Raw genomic sequence first — 20,485 nt, 5'->3', positions numbered from 1 at the left:
CAGGACCGCCCGCCGGATGTGCGCCTAGCGGTCGGAAATCTCCCAGCGCGGGTTTTGCCACGGGGCAGCGTTCTGGGCGGCCAGCGGCGCCCGGCCAAGCACCATGTCGGCCGCCTTTTCGCCAACCATGATGGACGGACCGTTGAGGTTGCCATTGGTGATCCGCGGGAAGATCGACGAATCGATCACGCGCAGACCGTCCGTCCCGATCACGCGGCACTCCGGGTCCACGACGGCCATCGGATCGCGGGCAGAACCCATCTTGCAGGTGCCGCAGGGATGGTAGGCGCTTTCGGCGTGATCGCGGATGAAGGCGTCGATCTCATCGTCGCTGACAACGCCGGCGCCGGGCTGGATTTCCTTGCCGCGATAGGGGTCGAACGCGGCCTGGCCGAAAATTTCGCGCGTCAGGCGGATGCAGTGGCGGAAGTCGCGCCAATCTTCCGGTTCGGACATGTAGTTGAAGACGATGCGGGGTGCCTCGGCCGGATCGGCCGAACGCAGCGTGATTGCCCCGCGCGAGGGTGAGCGCATCGGCCCCACATGGGCCTGGAAGCCGTGGCCTTCGGCAGCGGCCTTGCCGTCGTAGCGGATGGCGATGGGAAGGAAATGATACTGGATGTCGGGGTAGGGGACGCCCGGTGCGGAGCGCAAGAATGCGGCGCTTTCAAACTGGTTGGACGCGCCGAGCCCGCTTTTCAGCAGGAGCCATTGTGCGCCGGCAAGGGCTTTGCCGACGAGGTTCCAGTGCTTGTAAAGGGTGATCGGCTGGGTCGCCGCCTGCTGGACGTAGACCTCCAGATGATCCTGCAGGTTGGCGCCGACGCCCTGCCGGTCGGCAACCACATCGATCCCGTGCTCGGCCAGATGCGCGGCAGGGCCGACACCGGAGAGCATCAGGAGCTTGGGCGAGTTGATGGCCGAGGCGGAGAGGATCACCTCGCGCCGCGCCCGAATGATTTCGGTGGTCCCCCCGCGCGTGACCTCGACGCCCACCGCGCGTCCGTCTTCAATGACCACACGCTGGGCAAGGCAGCGGTGGATTGCCACGTTGTCCCGCTTCAGCGCTGGTTTGAGGTAGGCGTTGGCGGCGGACCAGCGGCGGCCCTGCCACACGGTCTGCTCCATGGGTCCGAAGCCTTCCTGCTTCTCGCCATTATAGTCCGCTGTCAGCTCGAAACCTGCCTGGCGGCCGGCCTCCACAAAGGCATGAAACAACGGGTTCTGCCGGGAGCCTCGGGTGACGTGAAGGGGACCGTCGGTGCCGCGCCATTCCGGATCGCCGCCATGACCCCCGTCATGCCAGTGTTCCATCCGCTTGAAGTAGGGGAGCACGTCGGCATATCCCCAGCCGGCAGCGCCGGATTCGGCCCAGTGGTCGTAATCGTGCGCATGGCCGCGCACATAGACCATGCCGTTGATGGATGACGAGCCGCCCACCACCTTGCCGCGCGGTGTCGCGAGGCGCCGTCCGCCAAGGTTCGGCTCCGGTTCCGACGTGAAGCCCCAGTCATAGCGGTCCATGTTCATGGGGTAGGACAGGGCGCCCGGCATCTGAATGAACGGGCCGGCATCGCTGCCGCCATACTCCAGCACCAGGACGGAGGCGCCCGATTCGCCGAGGCGCGCGGCAAGCGCGGAGCCGGACGAGCCGGACCCGACGATCACGAAATCAGCTTCCATCAGCGGGCTGCCCGCAGGCTCAAGCGGCTTCCTTCGCAAGACACAGTGTGACGTACTCCTCAACAAGGTCGATGGCCTGACGGGGGTCCGGGGTGTGCGCATCGAGGGCAGCGCGGATGTAGAACCCGTCGATCATGGCCGCGGTGCCCTCGGCGATGCGCCGGGCGGCCGGTCCCGGCGTGAGCTGGCGCAGGGCATAAACGAGGTTGGCATCCAGCCGCCGCGCGTAGATGGACAGAAGCCGCGCCGCTTCCGGCGTCCGGTGCGCCTGCACATAAAAGGTGAGCCAGGCCATCACGGTGGCCGGGTCGAACTGTTCGGGGCTGAAGCACCCGTCCACAATGGCGCTGATGCGTGCCCGCGGACCGGTTGCCGTGCGGTAACGGCGCCGCACGCCCTGGCCGAATTCGTCCAGAATGCGGCGCATCGCGGCGATGAAGATCCTGTCCTTCGAGCCGAAATAGTGGTGCGCGAGGGCTGGCGACATGCCGGCGCGCTTCGCGATCTGCTGCACCGTCACGTCGAGTGAACCGGCGGCACCCACCTCGGCAATGGCGGCGCGGATCAGCGCATCCCGGCGCAAAGGCTCCATTCCAACCTTGGGCATGGTCACTTGCTTTCCTGCCGTTGGCACCCTTGGATAGACAGGAGCTGACTATTCGCTTTTAATTGACTGATCAATCAAAAACCATCGCAACCGACTTTCGGGAGAACCCATGTCAAAGAAGATTGCCGTCCTGTCCGCCCTTGCCGCGGCTCTGCTGGCCACCAGCGCCCACGCGCAGGACACCTGCGACAGCGTCACCTTTTCCGACGTGGGGTGGACCGACATCACCGCCACAACAGCCCTGACGCAGACCGTCCTGCAGGCGCTCGGCTACGAGGTGGACGTGAAGGTGCTGTCCGTGCCCGTGACCTACGCGTCGCTGGAGCGCGGCGACATCGACGTGTTCCTCGGCAACTGGATGCCGACCATGGAAGGCGACATTGCCCCCTACCGCGAGAAGGGCACCGTGGAGACCGTGCGCGCCAACCTCGAAGGGGCCAAGTACACGCTGGCCACCAACGCCGCCGGCGCTGCACTGGGCATTGAAAGTTTCGGCGATATCGCCAGCCACGCCGATGCGCTGGACGACGAGATCTACGGCATCGAGCCCGGCAATGACGGCAACCGCCTCATCCTCGACATGATCGAGAAGGATGCGTTCAGCCTGAAGGATTTCGACGTGCGCGAATCCTCGGAGCAGGGAATGCTGGCCCAGGTGGCGCGCGCCACCGAGCGGGACGAGCCGATCGTGTTCCTTGGCTGGGAGCCGCATCCGATGAACGCCAACTTCAAGCTCACCTACCTCACCGGCGGTGACGACTTCTTCGGCCCCAACCTTGGCGGCGCAACGGTCTATACCAACGTGCGCAAGGGCTTTGCGGACGCGTGCCCCAACGTCTACGCGATGCTGGAAAACCTCGAATTTTCGCTCCCCATGGAAAACGAGGTGATGGCCTCCATCCTCGACAATGGCGAAGATCCCGACGTTGCCGCCGAACTCTACCTCAAGGCCAACCCCGGCGTTCTGGACGGCTGGCTGAAGGGCGTGACCACCGCGGATGGCGAGCCGGGCCTTGCTGCCGTGCAGCAGACTCTCGGCCTCTGATCGGCTGAGGAGGCCAGCCCATGTCCCTGTTCGAAAACAGCGAAATTCCCATCGACGATGCGGCCGAGGCCGTGTTCGGATGGGCCAAGATCCACGGGCGCGTCTTCTTCGACGCGCTTTCCGATGGGTTGAGCGCGATGATCGACGGGGTTTTGGCCGCGTTCGAAGCGGTGCCGCCACTGGTGCTGATTGCGGCGGTGGTGGCGCTGGCGGTGCTTCTCCACCGCTCGTGGAAGGTGCCGACCATTGCCGGGCTCGGCCTCCTCTTCATCCTCAACCAGGGCTATTGGACCGAAACGCTGGAAACGCTGACGCTGGTCATTGCCGCCTGCATCGTGTGCATGGGCATCGGCGTGCCGATCGGCATAGTGGGGGCGCGCAAGCCGAAGCTTTATGCGGGCCTGCGCCCGGTGCTTGACCTGATGCAGACCCTGCCGCCGTTCGTCTATCTCATTCCGGCCATCGTGTTCTTCGGCATCGGCATGGTGCCGGGGCTGATTGCAACGGTGATCTTCGTCCTGCCGGCGCCGATCCGGCTGACGGAAATCGGCGTTGCCTCCACGCCCAAGCCGCTTGTGGAGGCGGCGGAGGCGTTTGGCGCCACCTCGTGGCAGCGGCTTGTGAAGGTGGAGCTGCCCCATGCGCTGCCGCAGATCATGGCCGGCCTCAACCAGACCATCATGCTGTCGCTCTCCATGGTGGTGATTGCCGCTCTGGTGGGGGCGGACGGGCTTGGGGTGCCGGTGGTGCGCGCGCTCAACCGTGTCGACACCGGGCTCGGGTTTGAAAGCGGAATTGTGATTGTGGTGGTGGCCATCATTCTGGACCGGATGCTGCGTGTGGAGCGCCGTTCATGAGCGACGCCCTGCGGTTCGAAAACGTCTCCATCGTGTTCGGGGACGATCCCGCGCGCGCGCTTGCGCTGGCGGATGCCGGGAAAAGCCGCGCCGAGATCCAGGAGGAGACCGGCGACGTTCTGGGCGTCCACGATTGTTCGCTGTCGGTGAAACCCGGCGAGATCGTTGTCCTCATGGGGCTGTCCGGCTCCGGCAAGTCGACGCTTCTGCGGGCGGTCAACGGTCTCAACCCCATCTCGCGCGGGTCGATGCTGGTGGACGGCGGCGACGGGCTCGTCGACATCGCGGCCATCGACGCTGCCACGCTGCGGCGCGTCCGCCGCTCACGGGTCGCCATGGTGTTCCAGCAATTCGGGCTGATGCCGTGGCGCAACGTGATCGACAACGTCGCCTTCGGGCTGGAACTCTCCGGCATGCCCCGTGCAAAGCGCGAGGAGACGGCACGGGCCCAGCTCGACCTCGTCGGCCTTTCCGATTGGGCGGACCGGCCGATGACCTCGCTGTCCGGCGGCATGCAGCAGCGCGTCGGCCTTGCCCGCGCATTCGCCACCGATGCGCCGATCCTCCTGATGGACGAGCCGTTCTCGGCGCTCGACCCGCTCATCCGCGCGCGCCTGCAGGACGAGCTGCTCGATCTTCAGGGCAAGCTCAAGCGCACCATCGTGTTCGTCAGCCACGATCTCGACGAGGCGTTCAAGATCGGCGACCGGATCGCGATCATGGAGGGCGGGCGGATTGTCCAGTGCGGCACGCCAGGCGACATCATGCGCAACCCGGCGGACGATTATGTTGCGGCGTTCGTTGCCAACATGAACCCGCTCACCGTCCTGCGGGCGCGGGACATCATGCGTTCCGGCACCGCGCCCGTAGGCGCGCCGGAAGCTGCCCCCGGCGACCTTGTGGAGCCGCTGATGGACGCGATCGGTGGCGGGCAGACCGTAAGTGTCGTGGACGGGGGCCAGCCGGTCGGCATGATCGACGCCGCCGACGTGGTGGCCGCGCTGGCGCCGGGCCGGCCGTCCGCAGAGCCGCCAGCAAACGGCTGAGCGCGCGGAAGACGCCGCTTACCACAGGCTGTAGCTGAAGAGGCGCGCAGCACTCTCGGGTGTAGCGCGGGCAATGTCGTCCAGCGTCACGCCGTCGAACGGCGCCCAGGCCGCGGGCTCCGCCGTTTCGGCGGCGGGTCGGGCCGCTTGCGTGCGGGTGGTGGCGGGCGTGTACAGGAAGCCTTCGTCAAGGTCCGGCGCGGCGGGGATCGCCCAGTAGTCCGCGCTGGTTTCGGCTGGCGCGGCTGTTTCTGCGGCGGCGGGCGCTTCAGCCGGCCCCCCGCGCAGTTCGCGAATATGCGACGCACTTGCGGCGCCGTTTGATACGATCATGATCGACATCAGTCTGCATTCCGGTCCGTGGCATGAATGCCCTGGAGCCTTAATGCCGGGACCGGGTGGTGGATCCCGCGAACGCCGCGAAAGCAGCTATGGCGCCGACTGCGCGGACAGCGCAGAGCGGCGCCGGAATTTTCAGGCAGCGTCTGCGCGATGCGCGGTCGCCGCGGCCGGATAGGTTGCGGCAATCATTGTCCGCGCCAGCGCGTTGTAGGCGAGGGTCCAGACCGCGATGGTTTCTTCATCGGCGCCGAATTGGCGGCGCAGCGCAAACACAAGCGCCTCGCCCACGGGCGGATAGTGCGCGGTCTCCACGCCGTAGGCGACGTGGCGGCGCGCAAGATCGGTAATCACCGGCAGCAGCGTGTCGAACTCGTGGAGCCTCGCAACCACCACGCCAAGGGTGCTCACCATCTTCTGGCCCTGCCGGTGCATGTCGTTCTTGAACATTGCCTCCGTATGCGGAGCGATCTGGAACAGGCGCTCATAAAAAGCAGCGGCAAAGATTTCCGGCTCCTTCGAGACAGCCTTGAAGCTGTGACGAAGAACATCAATTTGCGATTCTGAAAGCATGGGAATTCTGCTCCTTCTTGGCTGATCCGATGCGGTAAGAAGTGTTCGAATTTCCAGAATCAATTTTTCGAATATCAGAAATATTGGTTCCGAATATCGCGTTGAAGTGCATCCGAAAGGTGTCGATCAGGTTTCGAACTCTGGTGAGCTGAACGATGTCGGGGTGGACATGAAGCTGTAGTGATCGCACCAGCTCCGGCCCGCCGCTGCCGACGCGCCGTAGTGTCGGATCGCCGGCGGCAAGGCACATGGGAAGGAGCCCCTTGCCCAGTCCCGCGCGGACCGCCTCGCGCAAAATCATCGAATCGGTGGCGGAGAGGGGGCTCGCGGCGTCGCAGTCCTGCCCGCTCTCCCAGCGGTCGGGCGCGCGGGCCGGACCGTCCTCGTTGCGGTGGCACAGCATCGGCGCACTCTCGGCGCAGATGTCGGACCGGGCGTAGACGGCATAGGGCGCGTCGCCGAGCGTGATGCAGAACTCATTCTCCCGCGGCGGTGTCTCGAACCACAGGGACACCGTGGGAAGGCCGGTTGGCAGGTCGATCGGCGGGCGCGCGGCGATGAGGCGGAGCGAGATGCCGGGATGCGCGGCCTTGAGAAGTGGCGCGCCGACAGCGGCGATCTGTGCAATTGCCCAAACGTGCCCCGCAACGCGCACCGCGCCGGATGCAGTGCCGAGCGCCGCGATCTCCTCTTCCAGAAGGAACGTGCGGTGCTCGATCTCCGCCGCGCGGGACAGCATCGCCCCGCCTGCGTCGGTGGGCACCATGCCGGCTTTGTTGCGCGTGAACAGGATCGAGCCCAGCGCCTGTTCCAGCGCGTTGATCCGCCGGCTGACCGTGGCGGGATCGACCGAGAGTGCTTCGGACGCCCGTGCGATCGAGCCCGCCCGGCCGACGGCCAGCGCGACGCGAAGGTCGTCCCACGTCATCGCGTGGAGGGCGGAGGCGAGCGCGGTTCGCGCACCGCCGGAGCGCTGGGGGGTCGTCGCTGCGGCCCGCTTGCGCGGTGTCATTGCATGGTCCGTCACGGCCAATCCATCCAAGGTTCAAGCAATATCGGATCGTTGCGCCGCTTTGCTTTGCAGGGCTGGCGCTCGTGAAGGGGTAGTCACTTGAAAGAATCTATTGAATAGGCAAGGTTGCACAATGACCCTGCAAAATTGCATAGACGTTATTTGTGCCGCTCGACTGGAATGATCTGAAGATCGCGCTTGCCCTGTCGCGGAGCGGATCGCTGTCCGGTGGTGGCCGCGCACTGGGGCTCGACCAGTCCACGGTCGGCCGGCGGCTTACCGCGCTGGAGGCGGCCGTTGGTGCAACCCTCTTCGTGCGCACCCGTGCCGGGGTTGCCGTGACCGAAGCCGGCCAGCGACTGATCGATCTTGCCATGGAGGTGGAAAGCCGGGTCGGCCAGCTTTCCGAGGTGGTGGGGGAAAGCGAGCGGGGCGCGAGCGGCGCCGTGCGGATCGACGGCGTTCAGTGGGTGCTCGACCGTCTTCTTGCGGTCGGCCTCAAAACGCTGGTGGACGACAATCCGGGCCTGACGCTGCGCGTGTTCGGTGTTGAGCGGAGCCCGGACGTCTGGCCGGGCGAACCGTGCGTCGGCCTGTGGTTCGAACAGGCGCCCCGCGGCGGCGCCTTCGGCATCAAGCTCGGCGGGGTCGACCACGCGGTCTATGGACGGCGGGGCGGCAGCGCGAACGGGACGGCTGCGCTCACCGGCGGCCAGGGGGCCGTGCCTTTCGCCGGCGGCGCATCCGCAGGCCCCGGTCAGCCGCGGCTCGTCGTCAACGCGCTATCGGCATTGCTGTCCGCGCTGTGCGAGGGGCAAAGCAACGTCACCGCCATTTTGCCAGTTTGCCTGGGCGACAACCGGCGCGAGCTGGTTCGGCTGTCCGGCCCCGGCGAGACGGTCGTGCGCGATCTTTATCTGCACGTTCATCCCGATACGATCGGCTCGGCGCGCGTTCAGGCAATTGTCAGGTGGTTGCGCGCTGTCTTTCCGAGCGCCTTCTGAACAGATTCGCTAAAACATGCATTTTCTGGTCTATGATCTGCATCACCGCCGCAAATACTCAACCGAGGAGAGTGCGCCGATGTCGATGACCTCTGCCGAGATCGAGACTTTACGGGCCAGCCTGCGCCGATGCATCCGCCGCAAGATCGAAGTCACGGACATCTTCTACGATACCCTCTTCGAGATCGCACCCGAGACGCGGCCGCTGTTTGGCTCGGACATTGTCGGCCAGACCGAAAAGACGATGCTGGCGCTCGGTGCCATCGTCAGCCAGATCCACGACATCGACGCTTTCGGCCCGCTGGTCTCCGATCTGGCGCGCCGCCACATCGACTACGGCGTGAAGGCCGAGCACTATGAACATGTCGGCGCTGCGCTGCTGAAGACGCTCAACGCCGTGTTCGGCGAAGAATTTTCGCCAGAGGAAGACGCTGCCTGGCGTGCTGCCTACGACCTCATGGCTGCGGTCATGATCGCCAGCGCCTATCCGCGCCAGCCCGTCAGCGCCTGATCCGGCGCGCGGACGGCTGCATCGGCGCACCGGAGCCGTGCAGCGCTGCGCGTTCCGCCGCGCCCGCGACGGGGCCACCTCCCGCCTTGCAAATGGCAAACCAGCGGGAGTGACCAGACATGAGCATCATCAATGGCGACCAGAGCGCCAACGAACTCCACGATACGGACGAAGCCGATTCCATCTACGGCATGGGCGGGCGGGATACGATCTTCGGCGCTTCAATGCCGGAGCCGCTCGGGCAGGACGCTGACTTCTTCCACGGCGGCGGCGGCATCGACACGCTGAGCTACGAGAACTCGACCGTCGGCGTCCTCATCGACGATGCGGTTGGCGAAGTCACCCGCGCCGGAGGCGGTTCGCAGGAAGACCATTACATCTCCATCGAGGAATTCATCGGCAGCCAGTTCAAGGACACGTTCGACGGTAATGATGGCAACGACGTCTTCGAGGGGCTGGGCGGAGACGATTTCATCTTCGGCTTCAACGGCGACGACAGCCTTTCGGCCGGCGCCGGCGATGACGAGGTGTTCGGCGGTGGCCACAACGATACCATCGAGGGCGGGGCCGGGATCGATACGGTCTGGGGCGGCAATGGCCTCGACGAGATCTACGGCGGCGACGACGGCGATTTTCTGTACGGCGAGAACGGACGGGACTTCATCGACGGCGGCGACGGCGAAGATCTCATGATGGGCGGTGACGGCCGGGACACCCTTCATGGCGGCGGCGATGACGACAAGATCGAGGGTGGCAGCGGAAAGGACGAGATCTTCGGGGGCGACGGCGACGATTCCATGCACGGGTCGGCGGGCGACGATTCCATGTTCGGCGACGATGGCAAAGACACGCTGAAGGGCGGCAGCGACGACGATTCGCTCTACGGTGGCGAGGGCGACGACTCGCTGGTCGGTGAGGATGGCGACGACCTCATCGAAGGCGGCTTCGGCGACGACATCCTCGAAGGTGGCGCGGGCACCGACACCGCCGTGTTCGACTTTGCCGATGGTATCGGCGTCTACATGGCGTCCCAGAACGGCGTTGCCACGAGCGACTTCGGCGGCACCGACAGCATGATGGACATCGAGAATGTGCGAACCGGCTCAGGCGCCGATCATGTCGAGGGTTATGGCGCCGACAATCTGCTCGAGACCATGAGTGGCGACGACTACGTCGACGGCGCGGCGGGCAACGACACCATCGACCTCGGCCGCGGCGGCGACGAAGGTTATGGCGGCGACGGCAACGACGTCATTCTGGGCGGCAAGGGCATTGATACGCTCGAGGGCGGCGCGGGTGATGACACGCTCGACGGCGGCGGACAGCACGACAGCCTGCGCGGCGGCGACGGCGACGACCGTCTCATCGGCGGGACCGGTGGTGGCAAGGACCTTCTCATCGGCGGTGAAGGGGCGGACGAGATCGTGGGCGGCGGTGGTGCCGACACCATCCGCTACGAGGCAGGCGATATCGGCGTCGACGTCATCTCCGGGTTCAGCCTGGGGGTCGACGAGCTTGAGTTCTCGAACGACTTCTTCCTTTTCCCCGTCGTGAATGACGCGCAATACGACATGCTGCTGGAAGCCCACACCGATCCGGCGACGGGCGACGCCGTGCTGCGCGCCTTAAGCTCGGTCGGCTTGCACGATATTGCCCGCTTCGAGGGGATCGATGCCGCAACGATCAACGATGCCATCGTCACCGGCGAGCTTTTCGGCGAAGATTTCCTCGTCTGAGCCGCTCTGAACGGGTGGCTGTTGCCGGCACCATCTGCGCGTCCCCCGCAGGGACTTTGAGCGCCGCCTGGCCATTCCCGGCCAGGCGGCGCTTTCGTTCGTTCGCCGCCTGAAGAGCGGCATCGGCGCAATCGACCCGTGCGCGAACAACCGTTCCGTGGCCGCTGTCGCAGCGCCACGTGGAAGTCGTCAGACACCATGCAACGGATTGATACCCCATGAGCATTATCAACGGCACACGATACGACGATGTCCTCTACGACGGTTTGGGCGAGGACGAGATTTCAGCACGCGGCGGCAACGACCTCATCATTGCCAGCGCGACGGCCGAGCCCGCAGCGCAGGGGCCGGACTTCATCAACGGTGGCGGCGGCTTCGACACCCTGAGCTATCAGCTCACCGACAAGATGATGTGGATCGACATGGAGGCGGGCGAATCGCGCCGGCTGGCCGGCGCGGGCGACTACAAGGATTATTTCGAGAACATCGAACACGTCATCGGCAGCTCGAAAAGCGACCACATCACCGGGAGCAGCAAGTCGGACGTCATCGACGGATACCACGGGGGCGACAGGATCGAGGCCGGAGCCGGCGCGGACGAGCTGGACGGGGGCGCGGGCAGCGACACCATCTATGGCGGTACGCAAAACGACACCGTAGACGGTGGTGTCGCCGGCGACGAGATCTACGGCGAAAACGGCCACGACAGTCTCTACGGCGGAAACGGCAGCGATTTCATCGGCGGCGGCAACGGCAACGACCAGGCTTTCGGCGGCAACCACAACGACGCTATCAACGGCAACGAAGGGCGGGACTCCCTGTTCGGCGAGAGCGGCGTCGATACGCTGCACGGCGGTGCGGGAAAGGACCTCGTCGACGGTGGCGACGGGGACGATTCGCTGTTCGGCAACGACGGCAACGATTCCATCGAGGGCGGCGCCGGCGATGATGTCATCAACGGCGGTGATGGCATCGACACCGCCGTCTTCGATTTCAGCGACGGTGTTCTCGTCACCATGGCTGATGTCGGAGACGGCACCGCGGTTGGTGCGTCGAGCGGCGCCGACACCTTCAGCCTGATCGAGAACATCCAGACAGGGTCGGGGGCGGACGAGGTTGTCGGCAACGGCAACAGCAACGTTATCGAGACGGGGGGCGGGGCTGACATTGTCTCCGGCATGAACGGTCACGACCGGATCAAGCTCGGCAACGGGGGCGATACGGCGAGCGGAGGCAACCACAACGACACGCTTCAGGGGCAGGGCGGCTCCGACGAGCTGTCCGGTGACGCGGGCGAGGACACCGTCAACGGCGGCTCGGGCAACGACCTGGTGCGCGGCGGCGACGGGGACGACCTCGTCATCGGTGCATCCGGCAAGGACACGCTGGTCGGCGGCGAGGGGGCGGACGAGATCAACGGCGGCGGCGGGCGCGATACCGTGCGTTACGAGTATGGCGATGTCGGGCTCGACGAAATCGTCAATTTCCAGGTTGGCGTCGACAATCTCGAATTCTCGCAAGACTTCTTCGTGACGCCCAACCCGTCGCTCGAGCAGCTGGACTGGCTCCTCGAGGCCATCCCCGATGCGGGGACGGGCGACGCGATCCTGCGCGCTTCCACATCCATCGGCAGTCAGGACATTGCCCGTTTCGACGGGATCGACGCTGCGACAATCAACGATGCGATCACTTCGGGCACGTTGTTCGGCGACTTTTGATCGACTGACCGAACTCACCGGCGCCGCCGGGCCGTCCAGGCGTTTCTGCGCCTTCGTGTCCGGCGCTCGTCTTGGGGTGACTGCATCCTTGCATCGCGCCCGTGCGTGGAACGCGGTTCCGCATTCCGCCCGCAAGTTCCACGTCCAAACTGTCAGCAAGCGGACTTTAGGACATCAACGCCATGAGCATCATCAACGGAACGAGCAGCGCCGACATCCTCTACGACCTTGAGGGAGCGGATGACATTTCCGCACGCGGTGGAAACGACACCATCTACGCCAACGGCCCACTGGAGTCCCCGGTACAAGGCGCCGACACCATCGACGGCGGCGGCGGGTACGACATCCTGAGCTACGAGTTTTCCCATGTCCCCCTGTTCATCGAGGGGCCTGACCAGATCGTGCGCCGCGGCGTCGCTTCCGGCGGATGGGACTTCTACGACAACATCGAGCAGATCAACGGCAGCAACTTCGACGACCACTACAACGCGACCAACGGCGACGAGGTATTCTACGGCCTTGATGGCAAGGACACGGTCTACGCAGGCAACGGGGCCGACTACATCGACGGAGGTGACGGGGACGATTCGGTTTTCGGCGGCGGCCACAACGACACCATAACGGGTGGGAGCGGCGAGGACACGCTGTATGGCGAGGCCGGTCACGACACCTTGTACGGCAACAATGACAACGACTGGCTGATCGCTGGCAACGGGAATGACCGCGCTTTTGGCGGGAGCGGCAACGACACGCTGATTGGCGGACAAGGACGCGATACGCTGCGCGGCGGGGATGGTGACGACACGATCCATGGCGGCGAAGGCAAGGACCTGGTCGTGGGCCAGGATGGCGACGACGCGCTCCATGGGCAGGACGACAATGACACGTTTGTCGGCGGTGCAGGCGACGATTCCGTCTACGCCGGCGATGGCGATGATTTGATCGAAACTGGCGCCGGCAACGACTCCATCAATGGGGGCAACGGCAACGACACGGCTGTGTTCAACTACAGCGCAGACGTCTCGGTTCACCTCTCGGGTACTCTGGAAGGGCTCGTGTTCGCCGGCGCCCAGGGTGTCGATACGATCGACTATGTGGAAAACATCCGCACCGGATCCGGCGGCGACTTCGTGCTCGGCGATGCGTGGGCGAACATCATCGAGACCGGCTCTGGTGACGATGTTGCATCGGGTGTTGGCGGGGACGACCTGTTCGAGCTCGGCACCGGCGACGATGAGGGCTACGGCGGAGAGGGCAGCGATACGCTCCTGGGCGAAAACGGCGCTGACCTGCTGGACGGCAACGCCGGCGAGGACACCGTCAACGGCGGCGGTCACAACGACGAAGTGCGCGGCGGCGACGGCGACGATCTGCTCCGCGGTGGCAGCGGCCATGATACGCTCGTTGGCGGCGAGGGGGCGGACGACATTGCCGGCCAGGGTGGACGCGACACGATCCGCTACGAGAACGGCGATTTCGGCCTGGATGTCATCCGCAACTTCACGCTTGGGATCGACACGCTGGAATTCGCGGATGACTTTTTCCTCTTCACCCCGGAGGTGCCCGCGCAATACGACTTCCTGTTGGAGGCCGAAGCCGATGCCGTCACCGGGGATGCGATCCTGCGTGCGCAGACGGACGACGGACCGAGATATATCGCAACCTTCGAGGGGATCGACGCCGACACCGTCAACGTCGCAATCATTTCCGGCGAACTCTTCGGCGAAGATTTTCTGGTCTGACCGGCGGTGTTTCCGCCGGTCAGGACGGTTCCTTCAGCAGCGGGTAGGCGACCGCCGTGAGGTGGGAGTTGATCCGCTGCAACTCGCGCAGGAGATCGAGGTGGATGCGCGAGGAGGCGACCGAAGTCTTCACGCCGCTGGACAGGCGCATCGCATGCCGGCGCTGGCTTTCCAGCGTGTGCGTGCGAAACCGTCGTTTGGCGGTGACGAGATCCTGCGCACGGCGCTTGTCGCGCGACAGGAAGACGGCCTGCGCGTGCCGGAAGATGTCCGACAGCTCGGACGTCAGGCCGTCCAGCTCGTTGGCGCCGTCGGGCGAAAATTCCAGCCCGGTTTTGCGCTTGCGCTTGGCAAGATCGGTGATGTTGCGGGTGATGATGTCCCCCACATGCTCCAGATGGGTGATGAACTCGAACAGCTCGAACCAGCGGTTGCGCTCGTCTTCGTCGAGGTCGTCTAGCTTGATCGAGGCCATGTAGAGCGTCACTTCGCGGTAGAGGCGGTCGACGTCGGCCTCCAGCGCCTTGATCCGGGCATCCGCTTCCGGATCGCGGAACAGCTCCGAAATCCCGCCGATCATCCCGAACACGATGTGCGCGACCCGCGAGGTCTCGTTTGCGATGTTGAGGAAGGCGGTCTGCGGACGCGAGACGTCCTCCGGCGCCAGGAACATGTGCCCCGTCACCCGGTCGGGATCGGCGGCGATCACGACGGGGGGCAGGAGCACCTGCACCACCTTGGCGACGATCCCCACCAGCGGCAGAAGGAGAATGCCGGCCGTGACGTTGAGCGCGAGGTGCGCCAGCACCACGTGGGTGCCGGCATATTGAACCGGGGGCAGGGCCGCGAGTGCCGGGACGCTGAGGAGCAGCGCGCCGATGGCAACGCCGATCAGGCGCAGGCCCACCGCGCCGAGGAGGAGCTGGCGGGCGCGCCCGCCCAGCGTCCACCCGCTGATGAGGGCGGGGAGAGCCGCGCCTGCGTTGGCGCCAATCACCATCCACAGCCCGCCATCCTGCGGCAGGCCACCGTTGGCGACCAGCTGCGCAATCATCAACACCACCGCAATAGACGAGTGCATCAGCCAGGTGAGAAGCATGGTGACGATGACAAGCGCCAGCGGTTCGGCCGACAGGATGCGCATGATGTCGCGCGCCGCATCCCCCGCGGCCAGCGCCTGCGTGGCGCTCGACAGGAGCGTCAGCGCCGTGAGGATGAACGCGAAGCCGAGCGTGATCCGGCCGACGTGCTTGCCCCGCCGCCCGCCCGAGGCGGTGAAGGTGACGAAGCCGACGAAAAGAAGGAGAGGGGCGAGCACCTTCACGTCGAGGTTCAGCATCGCGACCGCGAGGCTGGAGCCGACTTCCGCGCCAAGCGCCGTGGCGAGCCCCGCTGGCAGCGTCAGCACGCCGCCGGCGCAGAAGCTTGCCGCCATCAGGCTGACCGCAGTCGCCGACTGGAGCGAGAAGGCAGTGCCGATGCCGAGCCCGAATGCCGAGAACCGCCGCCCCGTCAGGACGGCGACGTGCGCCTCGATTCGCGAGCCGAACAACCGTTCGACGCCGGTGCGTACCGTGCGAATACCCCAGAGGAGGAGCGCAACCGCGCCCGCCAGATTGACGAAAATCTCCAAGCCTAGCCGAACCATTTCTGTGGAAGCTGCGCGTGCGATTTGCCGGGAGACGAGCACAGCGTTCTGTGAATCACGAGAGATGACAGAAGAAAGACATACGCAATATGTGCGTCTATTTCCAATGAAATATGACAACAAGGGTTCCGGCGAAACGGTCGGGTCTGAAAAAATCAGCTAATGCCGTGCCTTTCGGGCCGTCACAAAAAGGCTTGCTCTTTATGACGTTTTTATGACAGTTCCATTTTCGGGACTGGCGCCTGCTTCAACCCGCTGGCAGGGTCCCCAAGACTAGGCTTGGCGCAAAAAGCCGGCCAACCGGAGGACTTATGAAACGCTTACTCGCCGCCGCGCTTACGGGCGCTGCCCTGATCGCAACGCCCGCCCTCGCGGATTTCACGCTCGACGCGCGCTACAACGACGCCGACGGCGACCTTGTGGCCGACGTTCCGACCGATGCTGCCGACCTGCTCGATCCCGGCACGCTTATCTTCGCCTACACCCCGGTCGAGGACCCGGCCGTCTACGCCGACGCCTGGTCCGACTTCCTGACATACCTCGAAGAGCAGACCGGCAAGAAGGTCCAGTTCTTCCCCGTGCAGTCGAACGCAGCACAGATCGAAGCGATGCGCGCTGGCCGTCTGCACATTGCGGGCTTCAACACCGGCTCCAATCCGCTGGCAGTCGCCTGCGCCGGGTTCCGCCCCTTCACCATCATGGCCGGTGCTGACGGGTCCTACGGCTACGAGATGGAAATCATCACGTATCCGGGCTCCGGCATCGACTCGGTCGAGGACATCAAGGGCAAGGAGATGGCCTTCACGTCCGAAACGTCCAACTCCGGCTTCAAGGCGCCCTCGGCCATCCTGAAAGCCGACTACAACATGGAAGCCGGCACCGACTTCGAGCCGGTATTCTCCGGCAAGCACGACAACTCCATCCTCGGCGTTGCCAACAAGGACTACCCGGCCGCCGCCATCGCCAACTCGGTGAAGAAGCGGATGCTCGACCGTGACGTGGTCAACGAAGATCAGCTGAAGGTTCTTTACACCTCGCAGACCTTCCCGACGACCGGCTACGGCATGGTCTACAACCTTAAGCCCGAGCTGCAGAAGCAGATCGAAGACGCGTTCTTCAGCTTTGACTGGGAAGGCACGTCGCTTCAGAAAGAGTTCGAGCGCAACGGCGAAGCCCAGTTCATTCCCATCACCTTCCAGAAGGAGTGGGAAGTGATCCGCAAGATCGACGAAGCCAACGGCGTTTCGTACGACTGTCAGTAACCACAGCACGCCGGGCGGTGATTGCCGCCCGGCGGCCCGGCTCTCGACTGGAGACCTCAATTGCTCAAGATCGAGCGCCTGACCAAAACCTACAAGACCGGCGACAAGGCCCTGAAGGATGTGACCGTCTCGGTCCCCTCGGGCGAGGTCGTCGGCCTTATCGGCCCGTCCGGGGCTGGTAAATCCACCCTGATCCGATGCATCAACCGGCTGGTCGAACCGACCTCGGGCACCGTGCATCTGGGCGACCTCAACGTTACCGGCCTGTCGCGCGGCGACCTGCGCCGTGCGCGCCGCCGGATCGGCATGATCTTCCAGGAATATGCTCTGGTGGAGCGGCTGACGGTGATGGAAAACGTCCTGTCCGGCCGTCTCGGCTATGTGCCGTTCTGGCGTTCCTTCACGCGCCGTTTCCCGCAGGAAAGCGTCGACAAGGCGTTCCAGCTTCTGGAGCGGGTGGGCCTTGGCGAACACGCCGACAAGCGCGCCGATGCCCTGTCCGGCGGGCAGCGCCAGCGTGTCGGCATTGCCCGCGCCCTGGAGCAGGACCCCGAGCTTCTGCTGGTCGACGAACCCACCGCCTCGCTCGACCCCAAGACCAGCCGCCAGATCATGCGCCTGATCCTCGAGATCTGCGAAGAGCGCGGGCTGCCGGCCATCATCAACATTCACGACGTGGTGCTGGCGCAGGACTTCACCCAGCGCCTTCTCGGCCTGCGCGCCGGTGAGCTGGTGTTCGACGGTCCGCCCTCCGCGCTCGACGAAGCGGCCCTCACCAAGATCTACGGCGAGGAAGACTGGACGGCCATGCGCCGCCACGCCGCCGAAGACGCCAAGGGCGACGCCCTGACCGAGCGCGAAATGGCCGAGCGGCTGGAGGGCCTCGCGTGACGACGGCGCCCGGCCGTGTCTGGCGCCGTCCGCCGATCCTCGTCAAAAGCCTCAAGTGGCGGATCATCATCTATGGCGGTCTGGTCGCCTACCTCATCGCGGCGATGGCCTCGGTGGAGGTCGACTGGATGCGCGTCTATCTCGGGCTGGAGCGGGGGTGGCGCTTCATCTACGGCTTCCTCCAGCCCGATTTCACGTCGCGCTGGAAGGACATCAGCCAGGGTCTGATCGAAAGCCTGACGATGACGGTCACGTCCACCGTGGTGGGCGTTCTCATCTCCATCCCGATCGGCATTGGCGCGGCGCGCAACCTTGCGCCGCTGCCGGTCTATGCTGTCTGCCGTGCCATCATCGCCCTATCGCGTGCGCTGCAGGAGATCATCATCGCGATCCTGTTCGTGGCGATGTTCGGGTTCGGCCCGTTTGCAGGCTTCCTCACGCTGGCCTTTGCCACAATCGGCTTCCTCGCCAAGCTTCTGGCCGAAGACATCGAGGACATTGACGCCAAGCAGGTGGAGGCGGTCCGTGCCACGGGCGGCTCCTGGTGGCAGATCGTCAACTATGCGGTGCAGCCGCAGGTGATGCCGCGCCTCATCGGGCTGTCGCTCTACCGGTTCGACATCAATTTTCGCGAATCGGCGGTGATCGGCATCGTGGGGGCCGGCGGCATCGGCGCCACGCTCAACACCGCCATCGACCGTTACGAGTTCGACAGTGCCGGTGCGATCCTTCTCATCATCATCGCAATCGTCATGGTTGCCGAGTACGCGTCGAGCGGCGTGCGAAAGTGGGTGCAGTAGCGTGCCGAGTTCAACGGTAAACGGCGTCCCGGTCTGGCGGCAGCGCACAACCAAGCAGTCGCTCGCCATCTGGGTGGGCTGGCTTCTTCTCGTCGCGCTCTTCGTGTTCTGCTGGCAGGTGATGACCAAGGACACCATCTGGGCGTTCGTCGACGATGCGCCCCGGCAGGCGGCCGACCTTGCCAGCCGTATGTTCCCGCCGCGCTGGTCCTACATCAACAAGCTGTGGCTGCCGTTGTGGGACACGCTCAACATCGCGTCGCTGGGGACGATCCTGGGCATCATCATCGCCATGCCCGTCGCCTTCATGGCGGCGCGCAACACCACGCCAAGCACCACGTTCGTGCGGCCGATTGCGCTGTTCATCATTGTTGCCTCGCGGTCGATCAACTCGCTGATCTGGGCGCTGCTGCTGGTTTCCATCATCGGCCCCGGCGTGCTGGCCGGCGTCATTGCCATCGGCCTGCGTTCCATCGGGTTCGTCGCCAAGCTGATGTACGAGGCAATCGAGGAAATCGACGCCAAGCAGGTGGAGGCCGTGCGGGCGACCGGCGCATCCGCCTCGCAGGTGATCGATTACGCCATCGTGCCGCAGATCCTGCCGAGCTTTTTCGGCGTGGCAGTGTTCCGCTGGGACATCAACATCCGCGAATCCACCATCCTGGGCCTCGTCGGCGCCGGTGGCATCGGCCTTCAGCTGCAGGCTTCGCTCAATGTGCTGGCCTGGCCGCAGGTCACGATGATCTTCGTGGTGATTCTCGCCACCGTCGTCGTGTCCGAATGGGTGTCGGCCAAGGTACGCCACGCGATCTCCTGACCGCGGGGCTGGCGCCTGAACGCGGCGCTAGCCGGTGCCTGCTGCGAGCAGCGTGGCGCGTGCCTTTTCAAAAACGCCGGCAAGGGCGCCGTCCAGTTCGTGGCGCTCCACAGCGTCGCCTTCCCCCACGGTGATGTGGTCCAGCGTCTTCAGCACCGGCGCCCTTTCGAGCTCTTCCACAAAGCGGTTAAAGATGGCCGCATTGTGCACGAACGGCCCGGTCAGAATGATCCTGTAGGGAAATAGCAGGCGCGCCAGGTTGGCCGTCAGGCGGACCACTTCGCTGGTGGCCGCTTCCATCTCCGGAACCGACAGCAGATCGAGGTCGCGCGCCACGGGCCGCAGCTCGGCCTCCGTGGCGGGCATGCCGGCAAAGGCTTCGCGCAGCTTCGGCCCCAGAGACCAGAGGGCCGCAATGGTTTCGAGGCAATCGGTGTTGCCGCAGGTGCAGGTGCGGCCACGCGCGCTGCCGAGCCGCCAGTGGCCGATTTCGCAAAAGCGCCCCTGCGTGCGGTTCACGATGGCGCCTTCGGTGTAATACGCAGCGCCGATGCCGTAGCCCCAGTGGAGCAGGAGGACGCTTTCACGCGACTGCGCGGGGCTTGCGCTTGCAAGGCGTCCGATCAGCTCGGCATCGAGGTTGCGCACCAGCGTTACCGTATGGCCGAGCGGGGCGAGCGCCGCCGCAATATCGAGGTTGCGCACCTCCGGCCAGCGCGAGGTGAAGCACCACAGGTGGCGCGGCGCATCCAGAAGGCCGGAGAGCGAGCAGATGATCGCCACCACCTCCACGCCCTTCGGAAATTTGGCCTTTATCGCGCGCGCCAGCCGCAGCAGCGTCGCGGCCATATCGGCATTGTTGGTGTTGTGCGGCGGTTCGGCCGTTCGTTCGGCGATGACGTTGCCGGCCATGTCCACGGCCTTGGCAGCAATGCTGCGGCTGGTCACCTGAATGAAAATAGCGCCGAAGCGCTGGAGGTTGTAGACGAGCGTGGCTGCGGGACGCCCGCGGCCCTGCCGCTTGACGATGCTTTCGCGCAGCAGCTCCTTGGCCACCAGCTCGCCCACATAGTCCGACACGCTGGTGGAGCGCAGGTTCAGATGCGAGACGATCTCCCCTCGCGTCGACGCCCGGCCGGTGCGCACAAGGTCGAGCACGGCGGCAAGCTCGCGCGTGCGGGGGAGCCCCATGGG

At 65.1% G+C, this 20,485-nt stretch carries 19 protein-coding genes; 12 read left to right on the top strand and 7 right to left on the bottom strand.

Annotation, left to right across the window (positions count from 1 at the left end; all coding sequences use genetic code 11):
* Nucleotides 1–24: 24 nt before the first annotated feature.
* Both betA and betI read right to left on the bottom strand, forming a co-directional pair.
* Nucleotides 25–1,683 (bottom strand): choline dehydrogenase, encoded by a 1,659-nt coding sequence (betA, locus tag RDV64_RS21840; protein WP_309197086.1) that lies wholly within the window; start codon nt 1,681–1,683, stop codon nt 25–27.
* A 19-nt stretch (nt 1,684–1,702) separates the two neighbouring features.
* The gene (gene betI, locus RDV64_RS21835) at nt 1,703–2,290 is read right to left on the bottom strand and encodes a transcriptional regulator BetI (protein WP_309197085.1); all 588 of its coding nucleotides are present in this window, start codon (nt 2,288–2,290) and stop codon (nt 1,703–1,705) included.
* A 109-nt stretch (nt 2,291–2,399) separates the two neighbouring features.
* Between betI and RDV64_RS21830 the strand changes: the two genes are divergently transcribed.
* Genes RDV64_RS21830 through choV form a run of 3 tightly spaced genes read left to right on the top strand, consistent with a single transcriptional unit; the run spans nt 2,400 to nt 5,238 of the window.
* Nucleotides 2,400–3,335 carry a choline ABC transporter substrate-binding protein gene (locus RDV64_RS21830; RefSeq protein ID WP_309197084.1) on the top strand — a complete coding sequence of 312 codons (936 nt, stop codon included), beginning with the start codon at nt 2,400–2,402 and terminating at the stop codon, nt 3,333–3,335.
* 20 nt (nt 3,336–3,355) lie between these two features.
* Nucleotides 3,356–4,192 carry a choline ABC transporter permease subunit gene (choW, locus tag RDV64_RS21825; protein WP_309197083.1) on the top strand — a complete coding sequence of 279 codons (837 nt, stop codon included), beginning with the start codon at nt 3,356–3,358 and terminating at the stop codon, nt 4,190–4,192.
* Nucleotides 4,189–5,238 (top strand): choline ABC transporter ATP-binding protein, encoded by a 1,050-nt coding sequence (choV, locus tag RDV64_RS21820; RefSeq protein ID WP_309197082.1) that lies wholly within the window; start codon nt 4,189–4,191, stop codon nt 5,236–5,238. Before choW ends, choV begins: the two co-directional genes overlap by 4 nt.
* Nucleotides 5,239–5,256: 18 nt before the next feature.
* Here the strand turns inward: choV and RDV64_RS21815 are convergent, their stop codons facing one another.
* The 3 genes from RDV64_RS21815 to RDV64_RS21805 all read right to left on the bottom strand — a co-directional run bounded on the left by RDV64_RS21815 (nt 5,257) and on the right by RDV64_RS21805 (nt 7,177).
* Nucleotides 5,257–5,571: a hypothetical protein gene (locus tag RDV64_RS21815; protein WP_309197081.1), complete on the bottom strand. Its 315-nt coding sequence runs from the start codon at nt 5,569–5,571 to the stop codon at nt 5,257–5,259.
* A gap of 141 nt (nt 5,572–5,712) precedes the next feature.
* The gene (locus RDV64_RS21810; RefSeq protein ID WP_309197080.1) at nt 5,713–6,150 is read right to left on the bottom strand and encodes a globin domain-containing protein; all 438 of its coding nucleotides are present in this window, start codon (nt 6,148–6,150) and stop codon (nt 5,713–5,715) included.
* A complete protein-coding gene (locus RDV64_RS21805; protein ID WP_309197079.1) occupies nt 6,128–7,177 on the bottom strand; it encodes a LysR family transcriptional regulator in 1,050 nt (349 codons plus the stop codon). Before RDV64_RS21805 ends, RDV64_RS21810 begins: the two co-directional genes overlap by 23 nt.
* 149 nt (nt 7,178–7,326) lie before the next feature.
* On the opposite strand from RDV64_RS21805, the gene RDV64_RS21800 reads away from it, so the two are divergent.
* The 5 genes from RDV64_RS21800 (at nt 7,327) to RDV64_RS21780 (ending at nt 13,873) form a co-directional block, all read left to right on the top strand.
* Nucleotides 7,327–8,166: a LysR family transcriptional regulator gene (locus RDV64_RS21800; protein WP_309197078.1), complete on the top strand. Its 840-nt coding sequence runs from the start codon at nt 7,327–7,329 to the stop codon at nt 8,164–8,166.
* A 79-nt stretch (nt 8,167–8,245) separates the two neighbouring features.
* A complete protein-coding gene (locus RDV64_RS21795; protein WP_309197077.1) occupies nt 8,246–8,677 on the top strand; it encodes a globin domain-containing protein in 432 nt (143 codons plus the stop codon).
* 119 nt (nt 8,678–8,796) lie between these two features.
* Nucleotides 8,797–10,413 carry a calcium-binding protein gene (locus RDV64_RS21790; RefSeq protein WP_309197076.1) on the top strand — a complete coding sequence of 539 codons (1,617 nt, stop codon included), beginning with the start codon at nt 8,797–8,799 and terminating at the stop codon, nt 10,411–10,413.
* 218 nt (nt 10,414–10,631) lie between these two features.
* Entirely contained in the window at nt 10,632–12,131 is a 1,500-nt protein-coding gene (locus RDV64_RS21785) for a calcium-binding protein (protein WP_309197075.1), read from the top strand.
* Between the two features lie 182 nt (nt 12,132–12,313).
* Nucleotides 12,314–13,873 (top strand): calcium-binding protein, encoded by a 1,560-nt coding sequence (locus RDV64_RS21780; protein ID WP_309197074.1) that lies wholly within the window; start codon nt 12,314–12,316, stop codon nt 13,871–13,873.
* A gap of 19 nt (nt 13,874–13,892) precedes the next feature.
* Here the strand turns inward: RDV64_RS21780 and RDV64_RS21775 are convergent, their stop codons facing one another.
* The gene (locus tag RDV64_RS21775) at nt 13,893–15,506 is read right to left on the bottom strand and encodes a Na/Pi cotransporter family protein (protein ID WP_309197073.1); all 1,614 of its coding nucleotides are present in this window, start codon (nt 15,504–15,506) and stop codon (nt 13,893–13,895) included.
* Between the two features lie 326 nt (nt 15,507–15,832).
* Here RDV64_RS21775 and phnD point away from each other — a divergent pair, with 326 nt between their 5' ends.
* The 4 genes from phnD to phnE (RDV64_RS21755) are packed head-to-tail and all read left to right on the top strand — an operon-like array spanning nt 15,833 to nt 19,291.
* Nucleotides 15,833–16,783, top strand: coding sequence for a phosphate/phosphite/phosphonate ABC transporter substrate-binding protein (gene phnD, locus RDV64_RS21770; protein WP_309197072.1), 951 nt, complete (start codon nt 15,833–15,835; stop codon nt 16,781–16,783).
* Between the two features lie 60 nt (nt 16,784–16,843).
* On the top strand, nt 16,844–17,674 hold the full coding sequence (phnC, locus tag RDV64_RS21765; RefSeq protein ID WP_309197071.1) for a phosphonate ABC transporter ATP-binding protein: 831 nt from the start codon (nt 16,844–16,846) through the stop codon (nt 17,672–17,674).
* Nucleotides 17,671–18,474 (top strand): phosphonate ABC transporter, permease protein PhnE, encoded by an 804-nt coding sequence (gene phnE / locus RDV64_RS21760; protein WP_309197070.1) that lies wholly within the window; start codon nt 17,671–17,673, stop codon nt 18,472–18,474. The genes phnC and phnE (RDV64_RS21760) overlap by 4 nt, the downstream gene beginning before the upstream one ends.
* Before the next feature lies 1 nt (nt 18,475).
* The gene (phnE, locus tag RDV64_RS21755; RefSeq protein ID WP_309197069.1) at nt 18,476–19,291 is read left to right on the top strand and encodes a phosphonate ABC transporter, permease protein PhnE; all 816 of its coding nucleotides are present in this window, start codon (nt 18,476–18,478) and stop codon (nt 19,289–19,291) included.
* Nucleotides 19,292–19,318: 27 nt separating this feature from the next.
* Here the strand turns inward: phnE (RDV64_RS21755) and RDV64_RS21750 are convergent, their stop codons facing one another.
* Nucleotides 19,319–20,482 carry an ROK family protein gene (locus RDV64_RS21750; protein WP_309197068.1) on the bottom strand — a complete coding sequence of 388 codons (1,164 nt, stop codon included), beginning with the start codon at nt 20,480–20,482 and terminating at the stop codon, nt 19,319–19,321.
* Nucleotides 20,483–20,485: the final 3 nt, after the last annotated feature.

Source organism: Acuticoccus sp. MNP-M23, assembly GCF_031195445.1.
Lineage (GTDB): Bacteria > Pseudomonadota > Alphaproteobacteria > Rhizobiales > Amorphaceae > Acuticoccus.
The sequence above is the reverse complement of the archived record's forward strand: the minus strand, read 5'-3'. Positions and strand labels throughout refer to the sequence as shown.